This is a genomic window from Actinomadura mexicana (genome assembly GCF_900188105.1).
Classification (GTDB): Bacteria; Actinomycetota; Actinomycetes; order Streptosporangiales; family Streptosporangiaceae; genus Spirillospora; species Spirillospora mexicana.
Genome location: NZ_FZNP01000006.1, coordinates 204166 through 223791, shown reverse-complemented (window position 1 = coordinate 223791; position 19626 = coordinate 204166). Strand labels below are relative to the sequence as shown.

Below are 19626 nucleotides of genomic sequence, written 5' to 3'. Positions count from 1 at the left end.
CCGCGCGGGACGGGTCAGGGGAGGACGACCGCGACCGGGGTGATCCCGGCCTTGCGGATCAGGGAGGGCAGGCGCCCGGCGAACGGGTGGTGGTCCGCCGGCAGGCCCCCGGGGTTGTCGATCACGTAGTGGACGACGCCGCCGGCGCCGGCCCGCGTCCACGTCGCGCCAGCGGACCGCAGCAGGGACTCGGCCTTCGCGGCGTCAGCGGCCTTGACCGAGACACGGATCGGCGACTCGTAGGACGGCAGCCGCGCCGCCTCCTGGGCCGCCTTGGCCGTCGCGGTCGCCTGCGGCGCCGCCGCCTCGGCCGGGTCGGGGCCGAGGATCGCGTTGTAGAGCAGTTTGGCCGTCCCGTCGCTGAACGCGCGGAAGTTGGGCTCGGCCGCGAACAGCACGGACCGTCCCCTTCCGAGGGGCTGGTCGACGACCGCCGCGGTGCCGCCCAGCTCGGACGCGCCGCGCTCGAACCCGGACACGAACCAGTCCGGCGAATCCGCCTGCGGGTACGACACGACGACGCCGCTGGACGCCTTCATGACCGGGTCGTAGGAGGTGAAGTTCCACGCCGTCGCGCCGACGCCCTCCGACAGCGGGCTCGCCCCGTCCACCTTCACGCGGAGCAGCGTCCCGGGGATGTCGGACGTCGGCTCCGCGAGCGTCGCGGTCGTCAGCCCGAGGCGGGCCGCGAGTTCCGTGCCGCCCTGCCAGCCGACGTAGCGGCCGCCGTCCCGCGTCCACTGCTGGAGCGCGGAGCGTCCGGCGTCGCCGAGGGCGGTGTAGGCCGACGCGGCCGGGCCGTTCGGCGTGACCAGGACTTCGACGCCCTTGAGCCTGCCTGCCGCGACGTCCGCCGGGGTGAGCAGCGTGAACGGCAGCTTCCAGTCGCGGTCGAGGCGGTGCCTCAGCCACCCGGCCGACTGCCGCGCGGACGAGGACGTCCCCGACAGTTGCAGGATGCCCAGCCTGGGCGCCTTCCCGCCGTGCCCCGGACGCGGCGCCGGGAGCGTCCGCAGCGGGACGGCCCGCGGGTGCAGGACGGCGCCGGACGACCCGCCCGACACGTTGCCCAGCAGCGGAAGGCTCCACGCCGTCACGTCATAGAAGTACGGGAACGGCGTGTAGGAGTCCTCGTTCAGCATGGACTGGATCCAGTGCTTCTGGCCCTGCGCCATCGAGATCCAGTACGTGCCCGCGGGCAGTGTCGTCGCGGCCTCCGGACGCCCGTAGGCCTTGAAGTCCGGGACGGCCAGCGGCCGGGCGAGCCTCTCGACCCGAACGCCCATGCGCTGCAGCCGCCGCACGACGAGCGCGGCCTCGGCGCGCTTGGCCGGGTCGTCGTCGCGCAGGAAGTAGCTCCTCACCTTCCGGTCCGGCACCTGGCGGTCGACCTTGTTCGGCGGGTTGTAGATCTGGTTGGGCTCCAGCTTCCCGGCCTTGCCCTGCGCGTAGGCGTCGACCGTCATCTGGCGCCACTCGGTGAGGATCCGGTGCCGGTTGCGCGCCGCCGCCGACAGCGAAACCCACTGGGTGAGGTACTGCTCCTTCACCCGGTCCGGGTAAGGGCTCTCGCCGCCCTTCTCGTACGTCATCCCGGCGGCGTGGAACGCGCTGGTCGGCACGGTGTCGCCGTAACCCTGGTAGAAGAGGTCGTAGACGTCCCTGTTGAAGAAGTCGATGCCCTGCCGGGTGAACTCGGCCGCCATCGACGCGCCGTACAGGTCGTTGATCCAGCCGATCGCCTGCTCGGGCGTCTCGTGGTAGACCGGGTCGGCGTTCGGCGGGAAGAAGAACGAGTCGCCGCCCATCTCGTGGGCGTCGATGTAGAGCGCGGGCGGGTACTGGTTCAGCATCGCGAGCTTGCCGTCGGTCTCCGGCTGCGTGCGCGCGAACCAGTCGCGGTTCATGTCGAAGCCGTAGGCGTTCTGCCGCGTCTGCAGCGTGCGCCCGTCCGGGTTCTGCGTCGGCAGGACGATCACGAGCGCGCCGGCGAGGATCCCGGTCGCGGCGCAGTCGGCGCGGTCGCCGAGGTCGCGCAGCACCCGCAGCGCCGCGTCCGTGCCGCTCGGCTCGTCGCCGTGGACGTTGCCGCTGACCCACAGGATCGGTACACCGCGCTCGGTGATCCGCTCGGCGAGCGCGGCCGGCGTGCGCGGGTCGCGCAGCCGGCCCGCCTCCCACCGCACCGTGGCCAGCCCGGCCTTGGAGATCAGCTCGGGCCGTCCGGCGATCGCGTACTTCAGCGGACGTCCCTGCGCGGTGGTGGCCAGCGTCCCGGACACGACGCGCTCGCTCCTGGCCGCGACCGCCTCCAGGTAATTGTCGGACTCGGCGGCGCTGACCGGCCGCTCACCGAGGTCGAAGCCGAGGACCTGCTCAGGGGAGGGGACCTTGCCCCGGTAGACCGGTGCGGTCCGCGTGGGGTCGCAGCCGGCCGCGGGCGCGGCGGGCAGCGCGGCGGCGGGCGCGGCGAGCGACGCCGGGACCGCCAGGGATGCGGCCATCACCACAGGCAGCGCCAGTTCTCGGGCTCTCATGAGCCACAACGTGGCACCCCACCGAAGCGCTACCAACGGCAACTTCTGCCAAGATCAGTCGCGTTCGTCCGGGCGTGTTCGCGGACCGGTGAGGGCGGCGGCCCGGTTGATGGCCTGGAGGGCGAACTCCTGCGTCCAGGTCAGGCCGCCCGGACCGCGCGGGGACCCGTCCGGCGCGGGACCCTTCGGTGCCCCCGCGAGCTGCGCCTTCGCGCTCAGCCCGTAGGAGAGGAAGAGCAGCACGACGAACGCCGCCAGGTAGGCCAGGTGCTCGACGAGGCCGCCCCACCTGCCCGTGAAGACGTCCAGGACGGCGAACATCGCGAACCCGGCCATCCAGCCCGCCACCGGCGGGACCAGTAGCAGGTCGCGGCGCAGGACCACGCCCGCCACCGCGGCGAGCACGAGCAGGACCTCGGCCGCCTTGGCGAGGACCAGGATCCCCGTGGCCGGTCCGGACCCGAAGTAGCCCTCCACCTCGTCCAGCCGGTCGCCCCACAGCGCCGCCGCGCTCGCGAGGGCCGCCACGCCGTAGGCGATGACGAAAACGCCGACCGCGTAGTGGAACCGGTGCCACGTCCGCGCGGCGCCGCGGGCCGGCGCGCCGGACGGCCCGGAACCTGGCTGGGCATCCGCGCCAACCGTCATCGTCAGCCCCCATGCGCCGGTTCATCTGCCAAGCGCAAGATATCCCGGATAAGGTCCGGTCGACCTCCGAAACGCGGTGCGCCTCGCGGCCCCGCCGCGCTCACCTCGCGGCCGGCAGGCCGGGGTGCTTGCGCACGGGCGGGTGAAGAGGGAGGCTGAATCGCACGTCGGGCCGCACGGAGTCCGTGAGGGAACAAGGATGACGCCTGACGATACGGGAACAGCCGCGCCGTCGAAGACGCGGATCGAATATCTGGAAGAACTCGGCGAGGAGCTGGTCAAGCGCGGCCTCCGGGTGCGTCTCACCCTGCCCCGCGGCCAGTCGCCCAGCCTGCACGTGATGAATCCCGACGCCGCCGCCCTGACCGAGAACATCCTGGCGGAGCAGGGCGCGGACGGCTGGTGGTACTGGTGGTCGTGGGCCGAGCGCATCGCGCCCGCCGCCGACGCCGCCGCCGCGGCCGACCGCGTCGCCCGCGTCCTGTCCGCCTGATCCGGCCCGCCGCCGTGACCCGGGGCCACCCGGCCGCGGCACGCGCCTGATCCCCGGCGCCGCCCCGGACCGCCCACCGCCGCAGCTCGCCGCCTCGGTGCGCGGCCCGGCTTTTGTCGTGGCTCGCGGCGCGGCTCTGCTCGGCGGGTGGTGGGTGGCGCGGGTGTGGTGCGGTACCGACTGCGTGCGGGGTGCCGCTGAAGTGCGGTGATGGCTGGTGTCCGGGCTCTGACCTGGGGTGCGGCGCCCAAGGGGCGGGTCGCGGCGGTGTCGTCCCGTGTGCGGCGGTGGCGCTGGGGTGAGGCGCGCCTTGACGCCGGGTCGCGGTGAATGTTGACCCGCGGAACATTTACGTCGGTGTGGGTCCGCCGGAGCACGCCCGCGCGGTGACCGGTGCCCTCCCGCCGCCCTCGCGGCACCTCTCGTGTTCCACCCGTGTTGATCTCGTGTTACATGATTGTTACCGCCGACAACAAATCAAACTGGCCCGAAGTCTGGCGCGACGGACATGTGCGACGTAAGTTGCGGGACACAACATTCCCGTCGGAGCGGGTGATCTCGCTCACGGCATCGGTGACCACCCCCCGGCCGCACGGCGGCCACCCCCAGAAAGGACCCGGGCAATGCGCAAGGGGATCCTCAGCTTTTTGGCCGTCACGACGGCGGCGGCGCTCAGCCTCACCGCATGCGGGGACGGCGACTCCAACGACTCGGGCGGCTCCGGCTCCAAGGGCAAGGTCGGCGTGATCCTGCCCGACACCACCTCCTCCGTCCGGTACGAGAGCTTCGACCGGCCGTACCTGGAGCAGGCCTTCAAGGCCGCCGGCGTGGCCTACGACATCCAGAACGCCGAGGGTTCGACCCAGCGCTTCCAGACGATCGCCGACCAGATGCTCACCAGCGGCGTCACGGTCCTGGTCCTGGACGGCATCGACTCCAACTCGGCGGCCGCCGTGCAGCGCAAGGCGCAGGCCCAGGGCGTCAAGACCATCGACTACGACCGGCTCGCCCTCGGCGGCGTCTCCGACTACTACGTCTCCTTCGACAACGTGAAGGTCGGCGAGGAGCTCGGCAAGGGCCTGCAGAAGTGCCTCGGTGACAAGTCGGCCAACATCGCCTACCTCAACGGCGCCCCGACCGACAACAACGCGACGCTGTTCGCCAAGGGCGCGCACAACGTGCTCGACAAGGCGACCAACTACAAGAAGGTCGCCGAGCAGGCCGTCCCGGACTGGAAGGCCGAGCAGGCCGCCACGATCTTCGAGCAGATGTGGACCGAGAAGGGCGGCAAGATCGACGGTGTGGTCGCCGCCAACGACGGCATCGGCGGCGCGGTCATCTCGATCCTCAAGAAGAACCAGCAGGCCGGCAAGGTCTCCGTCACCGGTCAGGACGCCACGCTCGAGGGGCTCCAGAACATCCTCGACGGCAACCAGTGCATGACGGTCTACAAGCCGGTCAAGCAGGAGGCCGAGGCGGCCGCCAAGCTCGCCGTCGCCCTCATCAAGGGCCAGAAGGGCGAGACCAACGGCACCACGAACGACCCCGAGGGCAAGCGCGACGTGCCGTCGGTGCTCCTGACCCCGATCGGCGTCTTCAAGGACAACATCAAGCAGGTCACGGACGACGGGTTCGTCAAGAAGGAAGACCTGTGCAAGGGCGCGTACGCGGCCAAGTGCAAGGACGCGGGCATCCAGTAGGAGCCCGACGCTGACTCCGTGGCGGGCCCCTCCCCCGCTGAGGGCGTCCCGGCCTCCCGGAAACTCGGGACGCCAGGGGCCCGCCACGGGCTAGACGCCCGAACCTCTGGAAGGAAACTCGTGGCAGAAAAAGGAGACCCCGTCCTCCGCCTGACCGGGCTCAACAAGAGCTTCGGCCCCGTCCATGTGCTGCACGACGTGGACTTCTCCGTGCGCCTGGGCGAGGTCATGGCCCTCGTCGGCGACAACGGCGCCGGCAAGTCGACCCTGATCAAGTGCATCGCCGGGATCCACCCCATCGACTCGGGGCAGATCGAGTTCGAGGGCAAGCCCGTCTCGATCGACGGACCGCGCACCGCCGCCGCGCTCGGCATCGAGATCGTGTACCAGGATCTCGCGCTCGCGGACAACCTCGACATCACGCAGAACATGTTCCTCGGCCGCGAGCGGCGCAAGGGCATCCTGCTGGACGAGGCGTCCATGGAGGAAGCGGCCAGGGAGACCCTCGCCCGGCTCTCGGTCCGCACCGTCAAGTCCGTCCGGCAGCAGGTGGCGAGCCTGTCCGGTGGGCAGCGGCAGACCGTCGCCATCGCCAAGGCGGCGCTGTGGGAGTCCAAGGTCGTGATCTTGGACGAGCCCACGGCCGCGCTCGGCGTCGCGCAGACCCGGCAGGTCCTCGACCTCGTCCGGCGCCTCGCCGACACCGGCCACGCCGTCGTGCTCATCTCGCACAACATGAACGACGTGTTCGAGGTGGCCGACCGCGTCTCGGCCCTCTACCTCGGCCGGGTCGCCGCGGACGTCGCGACCTCCGAGGTGACCCACGGCCAGGTCGTGGAGCTCATCACCGCCGGCCGTTCCGGTGATCTCGGCCTCGCGCCGCAGACCGCCGCCGAGAGCATCTGAAAGGGGACCAGATGTCCACTGACCTCCCCCAAAGCAAGGAGGCCGCCGTGAAGCTGGCGGACTCGGACTTCTCGAACGACCGGCGCAAGCACGACATGAACTCCGCGCTGCTGGACTACTGGCACAAGATCAAGGCCGGTGAGCTGGGCGCGCTCCCCGCCATCCTCGGCCTGATCGCGCTGGTGGTGCTGTTCACGGCGCTGAAGCCCGACACGTTCCTCAGCAAGGGCAACATCGCGAACCTGGCCACCCAGGCGCTGCCCATCACGATCCTCGCCATGGGCCTCGTCTTCGTCCTGCTGCTGGGCGAGATCGACCTGTCGGCGGGTGTGGCCAGCGGCGTCTGCGCGGCCGTGATGGCCAAGCTGATGGTCGACTCGGGACAGTCCTGGTACGTCGCGGTGCTCAGCGCCGTGGCCATCGGCGTCGTCATCGGGACCGTGATCGGCTGGCTGGTCGCATTCCTGCGCATCCCATCGTTCGTGGTCACGCTGGCGTTCTTCCTGGGCGTCCAGGGCATCACGCTGTGGCTCATCGGCGAGAGCGGCACGGTTCCCGTCCGCGACGACGTCATCGTGGCGCTCGCCAACAAGAACATGCCGATCTGGCTCGGCTGGGTGCTCGCCATCGCCTGCGTCGCCGCCTACAGCGCGACGCTGCTGCTGCGCTGGCGCCGCCAGCACGTCCGCAACCTGCACTCCAAGCCGCTGGGCCTCGTGATCGCCCAGTGCGCCGTCGTCGCGGCCGCGCTGCTGATCAGTACCTACGTGCTGAGCCTTGACCGCGCCCCCAGCCCGCTGATCACCCTCGGCGGCATTCCGTGGGGCGTGCTGCTCGTCGGCGCCCTGCTCGTCATCTGCACGTTCGTGCTCGGCCGCACCAGCTACGGGCGGCACATCTACGCGGTGGGCGGCAACGCCGAGGCCGCCCGTCGGGCCGGCATCAACGTCACCCGCATCAAGATCTCCGTGTTCATGATCGCCTCCGCCCTGGCGGCGGTCAGCGGAATCGTCGCCGCGTCGCGCCTCAGCTCCGTCGCCACCAACTCGGGCGGCGGCAACACGCTGCTGTACGCGGTGGGCGCCGCGGTCATCGGCGGGACGAGCCTGTTCGGCGGGCGCGGCAAGGCACGCGACGCCGTGCTCGGCGGCCTGGTCATCGCGCTCATCGAGAACGGGCTGGGGTTGCTCGGCACCAAGGCCTACCTCAGCTACCTCATCACCGGGATCGTGCTGCTGTTCGCCGCGAGCATCGACGCCCTGGCGAGGCGGCGCCGGTCTGCGGGGGGATGACCCCGTGGACGCGGTGAGCCCGTGAGCACGGCGACCCCGTGAGCACGGCCGGGAACGCCCGGGAGTCGGTGGCCCGCCCCACCGGCTCCCGGGCCTGGCCGCAGGCCCCTTCGGACAGGCCTTCCGACGGTGCCCGGCCGGAGAATCCGACTGCTACGCTCACTCACGACGACCGCCTGGCGCGCGGCGGCGGCGTGGCACGGTGGGAGCCCCTCGGCATGTCAGTGACGCCTGTTCTGGACCTGCGCGGTATCGACAAGAGCTTCGGCTCGGTGAAGGTGCTGCAGGACGTCGCCTTCTCGGCCTATCCGGGCGAAGTCACCGCCCTCGTCGGCGACAACGGCGCCGGCAAGACCACTCTGGTCAGGTGCATCGGCGGCATCCACTCCTTCGACAAGGGCGAGTACCGCTTCGAGGGCAGGCCGGTGCGGGTCGGCTCCCCCCGCGACGCCGCCCGCCTCGGCATCGAGATCGTCCACCAGGAGCTCGCGCTCTGCGAGAACCTCGACATCGTCGAGAACCTGTTCCTCGGCCGGGAGGAGCGCCGCGGCCTCGCCCTGGACGAGACCTACATGGAGGAACTGGCGCGCACGACGCTGTCGGGTCTCGCCGTCCGCACGATGGGCTCGATCCGGCAGCGGGTCTCGAACCTGTCGGGCGGGCAGCGGCAGACCGTCGCGATCGCCCGCGCCGTGCTGTGGGACAGCAAGCTCGTGGTGCTGGACGAGCCCGCCGCCGCGCTCGGCGTCGCGCAGACCCAGCAGGTCCTGGAGATGGTCCGGCGGCTCGCCGACAAGGGCCTCGCCGTCGTGCTGATCTCGCACAACATGAACGACGTGTTCGCGGTCTCCGACCGGATCGCCGCGCTCTACCTCGGCCGGATGGTCGCCCAGGTCCGCACCGCCGACGTCACCCACCGGCAGGTCGTGGAGCTGATCACCTCCGGCGCCAGCGGAGACCTGGGGCTGCGCCGATGATGAAGGCGGGCCCGTCACAAGAGGACATCCGGCGCCACAACCTCGGGACACTGCTGCGATTCGTGCACCTTCGCGGCCCCGCGTCCCGGGCCGTCCTCGCCGAGTCCCTCGGCCTCAACCGCAGCACGATCATGGCGCTGACGTCCGACCTCACCTCCGCCGGGCTGGTCCGCGAGGAGCTGCCGCGCGGCCCGGGGCGCCGCGCCGGCCGCCCGTCGCTCGTGGTGCGGCCCGAGTCCACCCGCGTCTACGTGCTGGCGTTCGAGGTCGGCGTCGACCGCCTCGTCGTCGCTCGCGTCGGCCTCGGCGGCGTCGTGCTGGACCGGCGCGAGGGCGTCCGGGCCCGCGACTCCGATCCCGCCGACCTGCTCGGCGTGCTCGTGGCCGGCGCCCGCTCCCTGGTCCGCAAGGCCGAGCGCGACGCCGTCTGCGTCGGCGCCGCCCTCGGGTTCCCCGGCACCGTCCGCCGCTCCGACGACACGATCATGTTCGGGCCGAACCTGGACGTGGGCGGGCTGCGCCTCGGCGACGCCCTGTCGCGCCGCCTCGGCCTCGGCATCCCCGTCTCGGTGTGCAACGACGCCAATCTCGGCGCGCTCGCCGAGCACGAGCGCGGAGCGGGGTTGAGCTGCGACAACCTCATCTACCTGCACGGCGACGTCGGCGTCGGCGGCGGCATCATCGCGCACGGCCGGCTGCTCGGCGGCGACGAGGGGTTCGGCGGCGAGATCGGGCATATGGTGATCAACCCCGGGGGCCGGCCCTGCGCCTGCGGCTCGAAGGGCTGCCTGGAGGCCGAGGTGGGGGAGCGGACGCTGCTGGACCACGCCGGTCGCGAGGAGATCCCCGGCCAGCCCGGACGCGACGCGGTCCGCGCCATCGTCGCCGCCGCCGACGCCGGCGACATCAAGGCCCGGGAGGCGCTGCACCGCGTCGGCAACTGGCTCGGCCTCGGCGTCGCCAACCTCGTCAACCTCTTCAACCCAGGCCTGGTCATCTTCGGCGGCACGCTGCGCGACATCTTCCTGGGCGCCGCCGCGCAGATCCGCAGCGTCCTGGCGACCAGCGCCCTCGCCGCCCCGCGCGAGAAGGTCAAGCTGCGCACGGCCACCCTGGGCGACGACACCACCCTGGTCGGCGCCGCCGAGTTCGCCTTCGCCGAGGTCCTGGCCGACCCCGTCCAGGTCCTGACCCGGCTCAGAGCCCCGGAGACGGTGTGAAGCGCGTGAAGGCGCCGTAGCCGCTCCCGTAGAAGACCAGCGGGCCGGTGCCCTGGTGTTCGGCGAGGTCGTGGACGCGGGCGACGACGATCAGGTGGTCGCCGGCCACGTGCTCCTGCTCGACCGAGCACTCGATCCACGCCAGCGCGCCGTCGATCAGGGGAGCACCGCCAGGACCGTGCGTCCAGCCGACGCCGGCGAACTTGTCCGGGCCGCTCCCGTAGGCGAGCCGCTCGGAGACGTCCCGCTGCGGCTCGGCCAGGATGTTGACGCACAGGCGGGAGGCGGTGCGCATGACCGGCCAGGTCGTGCTGGTGTGCGCCACGCAGAACGCCACGAGGGGCGGGTCGAGGGACACGGACGTGAACGAGTTCACGGCCAGGCCCGCGGGGAGCCCCGACGCGGGATCGAGGGCGGTGACGGCGACCACGCCGGTCGGGAACCTGCCCAGCACCGAGCGGAACGCGGCCGGGTCGAGGCCGGTCGCCGAGGGGCCGGACGAGCGGTCGGGCGATCCGTGCATCTGGGTCCGTTCCGTGGGCGGGGGTGCGTCGTCGTCCACTAAAGCCCGTGCCGCGGCGTGCTGATTCCCTGGAGGGCGATCTCGGTCGAAGGTCCCGGTCTGCTTCCGTCCACGGACGGAGGCCGGCGCTACGGCCGCGGCGCCTCGGCCGGAGCCTGGGCCGGGACGGCTGCGTAGGGGGTGAGCAGCGCCGCCGCGGACATGCCGTCCATGATCAGGCGGCCGGTGCGGGCCAGGTGCGCCTTGGCGCGGGCCGGGACGCGCGGGCCCTCGTGCAGTCCGGCCCAGGCGATCCAGCCGACCGCGACGACGGCCCAGTAGGACACGAGCCGGTACAGGCCGACGGCGGCTGCGGCGGGTGACAGCGTCGCGCCGAACGCGACCAGGGACGCGGCCATGCTGCCCTCGACGGCGCCGAGGCCGCCGGGCAACAGCGGCAGGAGGCTGCCCGCCGCCTGGGCCGCGAAGTAGGTGAGGGCGACGCCGTTCGGGGCGACGTCGATGCCGACCGCGTGCGCCGCCGACAGCAGCGCCAGGATGTCGAACACCCAGTTCAGCAGGGCCAGCGCGGTGAGCGCGGCCCAGTCGCGCAGGGTCGGCCGCAGGATGTCGCGGGCGCCGGCCAGCCGCTCCGCGTAGGGGGCGATCTTCGGGTGGGCGAGCGCGGCGCGGTGGGCGCGGCGCAGCGGCGCCGTCAGCAGGGCGCGCAGCGGGCGCCACCGCAGCGCGGGGAGGAGCAGCACTGCGAGGACCAGCGGGACGGTGAGGGCGAGGAGCGCGAAACCGCGGGCGTAGGGGTCGGCCACCAGCGCCAGGAGTGCGATCAGGGAGTAGGCCGATGTGGTGATCACTCCGCCGGCCAGGATCACGGCCGTGGCGAGCTGCGCCGAGGCGCCCGCGCGGCGGAACTGCCGGAACGTGTAGACCACGCTCACCGCCGGGCCCGCCGGCAGCGTCGTGGACAGGGCGTTGCCCGCATAGGTGATCGCGAACGCGCGGCGCAGCGGCATCCGCAGCCCGCCGATGCGCAGCAGCCGGCGCTGGAGCCGGGCGAACGCGCCCATGGAGCCCACCACGGCCAGCACGACCATGGTCAGCCAACCCGGGTCGGCGTGCGCGGCCGCCCTCCAGATGGCGCCGAGGTCGGGGAGTTCGTCACGGTAGAGGGGGAGCGCGGCGAGGGCGCCGAGGACCAGCGCCCACTGGACGATCAGGCCGGCCCTGCGCCGCCACCACGGGCGCGCCGGATCCTGCTCGGCCGGCCCCTCCCGGAGGGGGAACGGCGGGTCGGCTTCGGCTGGGGGACGGACCGGTGCCGTGACTGTCTCGTACATGTCCCGGTCACCTCGCAAGCTCGCCCGCCATGCGCAACCTACGGCCCGGGTAGGACATTCCCCCGAGATCGAAAACGAACCGCAAAGTGACGTGCGCCACGCCCGTCGCGAGTCGCGTCAGCGGGCTGATCGAAGACCTGTCGCCGTGTTCTGCCGGATGCTCCTTCGTGTCGGGCATATCTGCTCTGTCCTAGTAACTGCCCGCTCTTGCGGAAAGGACGCCATGCCGACCGGCAAAGGCCGGGCACGCCCCCCGCACGTACCCGGCTCCGAAACGACGGCGGCGCCCGCACCGCGTGCCGGTGCGGGCGCCGCCGTCATGGTCAGGGCCTGCGGGTGGGGTTGACCGCGTCCTCCTCGGCCGGCGTGATCGGCGTGGGGCGCTCCTCGTCGCCCTCCCTCGCGGCCTGCCGCTCGTACTCGGTGACGCCGAGGCCGTCGCGGCTCTCCTCGGGCTCCTCGATCCTCAGCTCCTCGGGCGGGTCGTTCACGTACTCCTCAGTCAGGGCGATCTGCTCGTCCTGGGTGTTGTCTCCCATGTCATCGGTGTCCTCGCGGAAGTCGCGGGACTCACCGGGCTCGCGTGCCCTCATGACTCCTCCCGGTCCGGATCGGGTTCGCTGATCGGACCGGTATCCCCGATGACCGGCGCCCTACTCCCGGTCGCGGACGGCGACGAGCCCTCCGACGACGCCCACGTACGCGGTTCCGTCCGGGCCGAGGGTGACGGGCGCCCAGCTGTTGTCGAACCACTTGCCCGTGCCGGTGAGCACCTTGTAGGCCGTCCGGCCCGTGTGGACGTCCACCGCGGTCAGGTACCAGGCGTCGATGAGGTCCTTGCGCGGCTCCTTGGTGTAGAGGTAGAGCAGCCCTGCGGGCACGGAGACCTTGGAGACGGTGGACGGGGAACGCTCCGCGCTCGTCCAGACCGTCTCGCAGCCCGTCCCGTCCGGTTTCACGTCCACGCGGCTCACCCCGCCCACGGACGACCCGCCCGGCGGCAGGTCGAAGAAGTTGCGATAGCCGTAGTTGTTCTCGACGAACAGGCTGCGGCCGTAGCCGACGAGCGAGTTGTCCGTCGCGCTCGCCCCGCTTCCGAACACCGGGACCTGGCAGACGAGCCCGCCGTCGTCCCCGCGGCGGACGATCACGTGCATGCGGTCGTCGGCGTTGTCGGTGACGGCCACGTAGCCGTCGCCGAAGAACGTGGGGGTCGTCCCGGAGCCCTGATCGATCTGTCCGGGCTTGCGCCCGCTGCCCCGGTCGTACGGCTGCCGCCAGACGATCTCGGGGGTGCCGTCCGCGCCGGCCCGCATCCGGTAGAGCGCGTGGTCGGACACGACCGAGACGCCGTTCTCGGCGGCCGCGAACGAGTTCTGGATGCCCTCGCCCGCCAGCCGCGTCATCCGGACGGCCCCGGACCCGGGATCCACCGTGCCGACGCGGCCGCCCCTCGTGATCCACCAGATCAGGCCGTTCCAGTCGGGCCCGACCGCGGTGACGGGGTCGCATTCCCCCTTCGGCCACGGGTTCGTCCAGGTGGCGCAGTCGTGGGGGAGGTGCGCGCCGAGGTCCCAGTCGTCGGTGACCGTGAAGCGCCAGTCGCCGTCCGGGCCCTTCTCGTGCGCGAAACGGCGCAGGTGGAAGGCCGAGTCCGCCAGCACGGCGCGATCCTGCGGGTCCAGGTAGTAGTAGGCCCCGCCCGAGGTGTCGGTGAACACCGTGTCGAGGCTGAGCGAGAACACCGCCTGGACGGTGGACGGCCTGGGCGGCAGCTCGTAGGTCGCGAGGTCCTTCAGCGTTCCCGGATCGATCAGCCGCAGCGTGAGGTTCTGCCCGCGCGTGCACTGCGCGACGATCAAGCCGGTCCGGCGGGCGAACGTCACCGTCGAGCACAGCCCCGGCAGCCCGCCGCCCTTGGCTTCGCCGAGCACCTGCGGATCGCGGCCGAGCGGTCCCATGAACGGATACGTGTCGGAGGCGTAACTGTCGGCGTGCATGGACGACGTCCCGACCGGCCCCTGATGCGGGTTGGCCGGGACGGGCCGTCCCGCGAGAGGTTCCGGGGAGGCCGGCGCGCCGACGTAGGCCGGGACGAGCCCCTTGCCGGGACCGTCGGGGATCGGGTCGGCCGCCGCCGGGACCGCCACGGCCGCCAGGACGGCGGACAGGAGGGCGGCGAGCAGGGGTCTGCGCATGGAGGGCTCCCTTGACCGGACATGGGTGGCCCCGGTCGCGCCCTCCGGGACGACCACCGCGTAAAAGAATGATCGTCCGGCGCGCCCCGATGGTTACGATCCGGGGCATGGGCGTACAAGCTGTGATCTTCGACTGGGGCGGCACGCTGACCCCCTGGCACGACCTCGAACTCGCCGACATTTGGCGCACCGTCTGCGCCGCCCACCTCCCACCGGACGCCGTCGAGAAGACCGTCGCCGCCCTCGTCGCCGCCGAGGACGAGCTTTGGCGCCGCGGCACCGAGGAGCACCGGAGCGCAACGCTCGCCGAGGCGTTCGCGATGGCCGGGGTGGAGCCGAGCGAGGCCCTCCTGGACACCCACTTCGAGACGTGGACCCCGCACACCCACACCGACCCCGCCGTCCCCGGCCTGTTCACGGCCCTCCGCGAGCGCGGCATCAAGATCGGCGTCCTGTCCAACACCATCTGGACCCGCGAGTGGCACGAACGCGTCTTCACCCGCGACGACGTCCTCGACATGCTCGACGGCGCCGTCTACTCCAGCGAGATCCCCTGGACGAAGCCGCACGCCGAGGCGTTCCGTGCCGCCATGGACGCCGTGGGCGCCACCGACCCCGGCTCCTGCGTCTTCGTCGGAGACCGCCCGTTCGACGACATCCACGGAGCCAAGGCGGCCGGCCTGCGGGCCGTCCAGATCTGGCACCAGACCACCCACGCCTTCGACCGCCCGGGCCTCACACCGCCCGACGCCCTCATCCACGAGCTGGACGAGCTGCTCCCGCACGTGGAGCGGTGGCACTCAGGCTGAGGGCTTGGCCGCCACGATGAGGTCGCGGGAGATGGCCTGGTCGACGCGATGGCGGAAGCCGCGGTAGGCGTCGGAGTCGCGGACGTCCAGGCCGCTGGACGCGAGGATCTCGGCGAGCTGCTCGCGGCGGCCGCCGAAGGTGTTCCAGGAGATGCCGACGGCGCCGCCGGGACGCAGCAGCCGCGCCCACTCGGGGACGGCCGCCGTCAGCAGCTCCACGGGGCTGCGCGACAGCTGCGGCCCGCCCTTGCGGCCGGGTTGCGCCCCCTTCGGGCGGCTGCCGTGCTGGACGCCGTAGGGGGCGTCGGTCACGATCAGGTCGAACGACGCCGGGCGGAAGAACCTGCCGGCGGCCAGCGAGTCGGCGTTCACGACGGTGATCTCCATCGTCTCGCCGCTCTTGTAGCGCTCCTTGGACGCGCCGAGCGTCACGTGCAGGCGGCGCCCGAGGACGGCCTTCTCGCGGCGCACGTTGGTGACCTCGGCCTGGTGCTTGACCCGGTTGTTCTTCAGCCAGGTCTTGACGAAGGCCGCGTAGGCGTCGAAGTCCTTGCCGTCGATGTCCATCCCGGCGGCGTCCAGCCCGTACATCATGGCCTGGTTGAGCGTCGTGCCCCGCCCGCACATCGGGTCGAAGACGCGGGGCCGCCCGGTGATCAAATCCATGGGGGAGTCGGTCGCCATCGCCGTGACGTTCAGCAGCAGCTTGGTGAAGTACTCGTTCGTCTTGCCCGAGTACTTCTGGATGGTGAGCAGGTCGCTGCCGAACAGATCAAGCGGTTGGAGCGCGACCGGGCGGAGCAGTTCGCCCTCGATCTGGAACAGCGCGTAGAGCGACGACAGGTTCGACAGGAGGCGCACATCCTGCTCCGTCAACCCGTCGGCGGAGAACGTCACGTAGGGAACGCCGCCGAGCGCGGTCTCCTCGATGTCGCGGACGCGTCCGCCGAGAGCCCGTTCGCTGAACACCGCCAGTTCCGCCTTCACCAGGTCGGCGGCGGCCTGGGCATAGACCCGGTTGTGCGAAGGGGAGACGAGAAGGCCGTACGCGGTCATCTGGTGGACCCTACTGGACCCTCAGAGCGGGCACCGCCGAGACGGTGCGTCCGGCCGTCTCCGCGCGGCCCTGGAACGGGCCGTTCCCCGCCCGGTCAGGCCGCTCGCGCCGCGCGGTCCGCGGGCTTGCCGCCCGTCTCGGCCGGAGGCTCCGGGTCGGGATCGACCGGGGCGGCGGGCAGCGCCCGCGCCCCCTGGGCCGCGGGCAGCTCCGGCGTGTCCGGGCCCTCCACCGGCGGAAGATCCGGAAGGTGCCGCGCGGCGGCGTTCAGCAGTTCCCCGACGCGGCTCCTGAGACTGGCCAGATCGGCCCGCGCGACGTCCGCCTGCGCCTGCGCTCTGCGCGCCTGGCGCCGCGCGGCGTCGCGCTCGGCCGCCAGCCGCGTCAGCTGCTCGTGGTAGGCGGCCCGCAGCTCGTCGAGGGCGCTCGTCCCGCCCGTCTGCGGAGTCGTGGTCACGTGGGCTCCCTCCCCCGAAGTCATCCCGCATTGGGACTAACGTCGCTGTTCGGACGCTTCGTTCCCGTCGTGCCGAAGATCACTCACCGGGTTCGGGACGCGGGGACAGCGCCGCGGACGGCAGCCCGGGGAACGCCTCCGACGGCGCCGCGGCACCCGATCTGGACCGCCAGCGCGCCGCCCACGCCGAGGCCCGCTGCGCGCTGTCGGCGGCGAACGCGCGCAGGTCGGGGGAGGAGGCGCCCGCGAGACCGACATAGGCCGGGACGAGGCCGCCCTCCAGAGCCGCCGCGAGCTGCGCGGCGCTGCGGGCCGAGGTGACCGCGACGGGCAGCCGGTAGGCGGACGCCGCGGCGACCGGCGCGACCGACAGGATCGAGACCAGCTGGTCCCGCCGGGCGCGGTGGACGTTCCACAGGTCCTTGGCGGTCTGCCGGAGCGTTCCCCGCAGGCGGGCCCCGAGCAGCCCGTACCCGTAGACGGCGGCGTGCTCGGCGGCCAGCGCGGCCTGCACGGCCTCGGCGTCCGACCTCGACCGGACGGGCGGTGCCCCGCCCTTGACGGTCATGGCGTGGCCGGCCTCGCAGGCGCCGATGCTGGCCAGCAGCTGCGCGAGTGCCGGACCCGCCTTGGCGGCGTCGGCCATGCGCCCCCGCGCCGCGCGGTCCTCCATGTCGCGCAGCGCCGCGAGGCCCGCGGCGCCCGCGGGGACCGGCGCCGCGGCGGGCGAGGGGATGGCGCCGCCCTCGTCCGCCCGGTTCCCCGAGCCGGGGACGTAGTGCCGCCTCAGGACGGCCAGATGCCTGCGGTGGTGGGCGAGGACGGCGTCCAGGCGCCCGGCCCGCGAGGTGTTCGCGGACCGCGCCGCCTCGTACGCGGCGATCAGGTTCTGCTCGGCGGCGATCGCGCCCACCAGCGTCGGGACGTCCTCGCGCGGGGCGGCCTCCGCCGCGCAGGACGCGACCAGCGACAGCACCGGCACCGCGCCGCCGCCCAGCACCGCGGCCCGGCCCAGCAGAGCGCGGCGTGACAGCGCCTGCGTCGAGCGTGACGTCGCCTGCCCCGGCGGCGGTGCGGCCTCTGGCAAAGGAAGTCTCCTCACCCGGTGGCGGAGGTGGCGGCGGCCCGCTGCGGCAGCGGTCTCCGGACGCGCCCATCAGGCCAGCTCAAGCATTCCATATCCGCCGCGCCGGAGAGCCGCCGGAAAGACCGCTGCGGTCCCCGGCTGTCGATAGTCTTGAGATGTCGGCGGACGAGCGGTGACCCCGCTATCGCAGGCGGCACGAACAGATCGCACGCGCACAACATGAGGAGGACCCATGAGCGTCGAGTCCCGTGGCGGCCGCGCTCAGGGGAGGCGCGGCCGGCAGGAGGGTGCGGCCCCGCCGCGCGGCGCCGCGCCCCCGCCCCGCGACACCGCCCGGCCGAGCCGCGACGCGGCCGCAGCCGCCCTCGGTGAACTGCTCGCACCCGCGGTGGCGGAGGCGGGCTACGACCTGGAGGAGGTCGACGTGCGGCCCGCCGGCCGCCGCCGGCTCGTCCGGGTGATCGTCGACGCCGACGGCGGCATCACCCTGGACGACATCGCCCGGCTGAGCGAGATGACCTCCGAGCTGCTCGACGGGTCCGACGTCATGGGGTCCTCGCCCTATGTGCTGGAAGTGACCTCGCCGGGCGTCGACCGCCCCCTCACCGAGCCGCGGCACTGGCGCCGCGCCGTCGGCCGGCTGGTCGTCGCCCCCCTGACCGGGGGAGGCCAGATCGAGGGCCGCCTGGTGGCGGCCGACGACGAGACCGTCGAGATCGACGTCGTCCAGAAGCGCCGGGGCAAGGGAGCCGGGGCGGGCGGCGGCAAGGCCGCCGGGCCGAGGTCCTCCGCCGGAGGGTCCGGGAAGCCGTCCTCCCACAAGGGGAAGGCCGCCGGGCCGGAGACCGTGCGGCGCCGGTTCGGCCTCGGCGAGCTGGGGCGGGGTCGTGTGCAGGTGGAGTTCACGCCTTCGTCGCCGGCCGAGCAAACGCGTTCTCCGGCGCAGCCGGACTAGAGGGGGGAATCTCGTGGACATCGACATGACCGCCCTACGGGGCCTGGAGAGCGAGAAGGACATCTCGCTCGACGTGGCCGTCAAGGCCATCGAAGACGCCCTTTTGATCGCCTACCACCGGACGGAGGGCGCGGCGGTCAAGGCGCGCGTCGAGCTGGACCGGCAGAGCGGCCACGTGACCGTGTGGGCGACCGAGACCGACGACGAGGGCAACCCCGTCGGCGAGTACGACGACACTCCGACGGGGTTCGGCCGCATCGCCGCGACCACCGCCAAGCAGGTGATCCTCCAGCGCCTTCGCGACGCCGAGGACGAGCTGACCTTCGGCGAGTACGCGGGCCGCGAGGGCGACATCGTCAGCGGCATCATCCAGCAGGGCAAGGACCCGCGCAGCGTGCTGGTCGACCTCGGCAAGATCGAGGCGATCCTGCCGCCGCAGGAGCAGGTGCCCGGCGAGCGCTACGAGCACGGCGAGCGGCTGCGCGCCTACGTGGTGCAGGTCCGCAAGGGCCACCGGGGCCCCTCGGTGCAGCTGTCGCGCACCCACCCGAACCTCGTCCGCAAACTGTTCGCGCTGGAGGTCCCGGAGATCGCCGACGGCACCGTGGAGATCGCGGCGATCGCCCGGGAGGCCGGCCACCGCACCAAGATCGCGGTGCGCTCGCGCAAGTCCGGCGTGAACGCCAAGGGGGCCTGCATCGGCCCGCTCGGCAGCCGCGTCCGCAACGTGATGGGCGAGCTGCACGGCGAGAAGATCGACATCGTGGACTGGTCGGAGGACCCCGCGGAGTTCGTCGGGAATGCCCTTTCCCCGGCGCGCGTTTCGAGTGTCGAGGTGGTCGACGCCGACGCCCGGGTCGCCCGGGTGGTGGTGCCCGACTACCAGCTGTCGCTCGCGATCGGCAAGGAAGGGCAGAACGCCCGGCTCGCCGCCCGGCTCACCGGCTGGCGGATCGATATCCGGTCCGACACCGAGCCCGTACAGACGCCCCCGAACAGCGCAGGACCCGGCGAATCCGGATCTTCTGCGTCAGGAGAACATGCGACAGGCCCGGCCGACGCCTCGGCGCGGTAGACTCATGGGACGTGGCCCGGCGGCCGCTGTTCGCACGTGCGTGGGTTGCCGGGTTCGCACGGTCAAGTCCGATTTGCTGCGCCTTGTGGTGGTCGAGGGCGTCATCGTCCCCGATCCTGGCGGGCGGCTGCCGGGACGGGGTGCGCATCTGCATCCCGATCCGGAGTGTCTCGCACTCGCAGAGCGGCGTCGGGCGTTCCCGCGGGCGTTCCGCCTGCCGGGCCCGCTCGACGCCGGTCCGCTGCGGGAGCGACTTGCGGCCCTCGCCGCGCGGCAGCAGGATGGCCGAATGGTAAGCGACGTCTAGTCGGAAGCAGGTCGAGATTGCTATGAGCGCTCGATGAGCACGCCGCGATGA

General features: G+C 72.5%; 19 protein-coding genes. 10 read left to right on the top strand and 9 right to left on the bottom strand.

Translation table 11 applies throughout. The annotated features are described in order from the left end of the window. Positions 1–14 precede the first annotated feature (14 nt). Positions 15–2537 carry a M14 family zinc carboxypeptidase gene (locus CHC11_RS17445; RefSeq protein ID WP_089312794.1) on the bottom strand — a complete coding sequence of 841 codons (2523 nt, stop codon included), beginning with the start codon at positions 2535–2537 and terminating at the stop codon, positions 15–17. Positions 2538–2591: 54 nt separating this feature from the next. Beyond that, entirely contained in the window at positions 2592–3185 is a 594-nt protein-coding gene (locus CHC11_RS17440; RefSeq protein ID WP_089312793.1) for a hypothetical protein, read from the bottom strand. Between the two features lie 199 nt (positions 3186–3384). Here CHC11_RS17440 and CHC11_RS17435 point away from each other — a divergent pair, with 199 nt between their 5' ends. The 6 genes from CHC11_RS17435 to CHC11_RS17410 all read left to right on the top strand — a co-directional run bounded on the left by CHC11_RS17435 (position 3385) and on the right by CHC11_RS17410 (position 9773). Next, the gene (locus CHC11_RS17435; RefSeq protein WP_179278877.1) at positions 3385–3678 is read left to right on the top strand and encodes a hypothetical protein; all 294 of its coding nucleotides are present in this window, start codon (positions 3385–3387) and stop codon (positions 3676–3678) included. Between the two features lie 623 nt (positions 3679–4301). Then, the gene (locus CHC11_RS17430) at positions 4302–5378 is read left to right on the top strand and encodes a sugar ABC transporter substrate-binding protein (protein ID WP_089312792.1); all 1077 of its coding nucleotides are present in this window, start codon (positions 4302–4304) and stop codon (positions 5376–5378) included. A gap of 120 nt (positions 5379–5498) precedes the next feature. Then, positions 5499–6284 (top strand): ATP-binding cassette domain-containing protein, encoded by a 786-nt coding sequence (locus tag CHC11_RS17425; RefSeq protein WP_089312791.1) that lies wholly within the window; start codon positions 5499–5501, stop codon positions 6282–6284. A gap of 11 nt (positions 6285–6295) precedes the next feature. Next, positions 6296–7576, top strand: a complete 1281-nt coding sequence (locus tag CHC11_RS17420) for a sugar ABC transporter permease (RefSeq protein WP_089312790.1) — start codon at positions 6296–6298, stop codon at positions 7574–7576. 218 nt (positions 7577–7794) lie between these two features. Then, the gene (locus CHC11_RS17415; RefSeq protein ID WP_089312789.1) at positions 7795–8553 is read left to right on the top strand and encodes an ATP-binding cassette domain-containing protein; all 759 of its coding nucleotides are present in this window, start codon (positions 7795–7797) and stop codon (positions 8551–8553) included. Then, positions 8553–9773 carry an ROK family transcriptional regulator gene (locus tag CHC11_RS17410; RefSeq protein ID WP_089312788.1) on the top strand — a complete coding sequence of 407 codons (1221 nt, stop codon included), beginning with the start codon at positions 8553–8555 and terminating at the stop codon, positions 9771–9773. Before CHC11_RS17415 ends, CHC11_RS17410 begins: the two co-directional genes overlap by 1 nt. On the opposite strand, the gene CHC11_RS17405 is transcribed toward CHC11_RS17410, so the two are convergent. From CHC11_RS17405 to CHC11_RS17390, 4 genes are all read right to left on the bottom strand, one after another. Then, a complete protein-coding gene (locus tag CHC11_RS17405; protein WP_089312787.1) occupies positions 9751–10296 on the bottom strand; it encodes a flavin reductase family protein in 546 nt (181 codons plus the stop codon). The two genes, CHC11_RS17410 and CHC11_RS17405, sit on opposite strands and share 23 nt — an antisense overlap. Positions 10297–10424: 128 nt before the next feature. Further along, positions 10425–11630 carry a lysylphosphatidylglycerol synthase transmembrane domain-containing protein gene (locus CHC11_RS17400; protein ID WP_089312786.1) on the bottom strand — a complete coding sequence of 402 codons (1206 nt, stop codon included), beginning with the start codon at positions 11628–11630 and terminating at the stop codon, positions 10425–10427. Positions 11631–11953: 323 nt separating this feature from the next. Then, positions 11954–12223 (bottom strand): hypothetical protein, encoded by a 270-nt coding sequence (locus tag CHC11_RS17395; RefSeq protein ID WP_089312785.1) that lies wholly within the window; start codon positions 12221–12223, stop codon positions 11954–11956. Between the two features lie 60 nt (positions 12224–12283). After that, positions 12284–13828, bottom strand: a complete 1545-nt coding sequence (locus CHC11_RS17390; protein ID WP_089312784.1) for a hypothetical protein — start codon at positions 13826–13828, stop codon at positions 12284–12286. Between the two features lie 107 nt (positions 13829–13935). Here CHC11_RS17390 and CHC11_RS17385 point away from each other — a divergent pair, with 107 nt between their 5' ends. After that, the gene (locus CHC11_RS17385) at positions 13936–14637 is read left to right on the top strand and encodes an HAD family hydrolase (RefSeq protein WP_089313028.1); all 702 of its coding nucleotides are present in this window, start codon (positions 13936–13938) and stop codon (positions 14635–14637) included. Here CHC11_RS17385 and CHC11_RS17380 read toward each other — a convergent pair. From CHC11_RS17380 to CHC11_RS42685, 3 genes are all read right to left on the bottom strand, one after another. Beyond that, positions 14629–15693, bottom strand: coding sequence for a TRM11 family SAM-dependent methyltransferase (locus CHC11_RS17380; RefSeq protein ID WP_089312783.1), 1065 nt, complete (start codon positions 15691–15693; stop codon positions 14629–14631). The genes CHC11_RS17385 and CHC11_RS17380 overlap by 9 nt on opposite strands. Positions 15694–15788: 95 nt before the next feature. Continuing rightward, positions 15789–16151: a hypothetical protein gene (locus CHC11_RS17375; protein ID WP_089312782.1), complete on the bottom strand. Its 363-nt coding sequence runs from the start codon at positions 16149–16151 to the stop codon at positions 15789–15791. Positions 16152–16230: 79 nt separating this feature from the next. Beyond that, on the bottom strand, positions 16231–17238 hold the full coding sequence (locus tag CHC11_RS42685) for a DUF4439 domain-containing protein (RefSeq protein ID WP_245919345.1): 1008 nt from the start codon (positions 17236–17238) through the stop codon (positions 16231–16233). A 232-nt stretch (positions 17239–17470) separates the two neighbouring features. Between CHC11_RS42685 and rimP the strand changes: the two genes are divergently transcribed. The 3 genes from rimP to CHC11_RS17355 are packed head-to-tail and all read left to right on the top strand — an operon-like array spanning position 17471 to position 19575. Then, on the top strand, positions 17471–18193 hold the full coding sequence (gene rimP / locus CHC11_RS17365) for a ribosome maturation factor RimP (RefSeq protein ID WP_089312781.1): 723 nt from the start codon (positions 17471–17473) through the stop codon (positions 18191–18193). Between the two features lie 25 nt (positions 18194–18218). Then, on the top strand, positions 18219–19268 hold the full coding sequence (gene nusA / locus CHC11_RS17360) for a transcription termination factor NusA (RefSeq protein WP_089313025.1): 1050 nt from the start codon (positions 18219–18221) through the stop codon (positions 19266–19268). Then, on the top strand, positions 19234–19575 hold the full coding sequence (locus tag CHC11_RS17355; RefSeq protein ID WP_342749992.1) for a YlxR family protein: 342 nt from the start codon (positions 19234–19236) through the stop codon (positions 19573–19575). The genes nusA and CHC11_RS17355 overlap by 35 nt, the downstream gene beginning before the upstream one ends. Positions 19576–19626 lie beyond the last annotated feature (51 nt).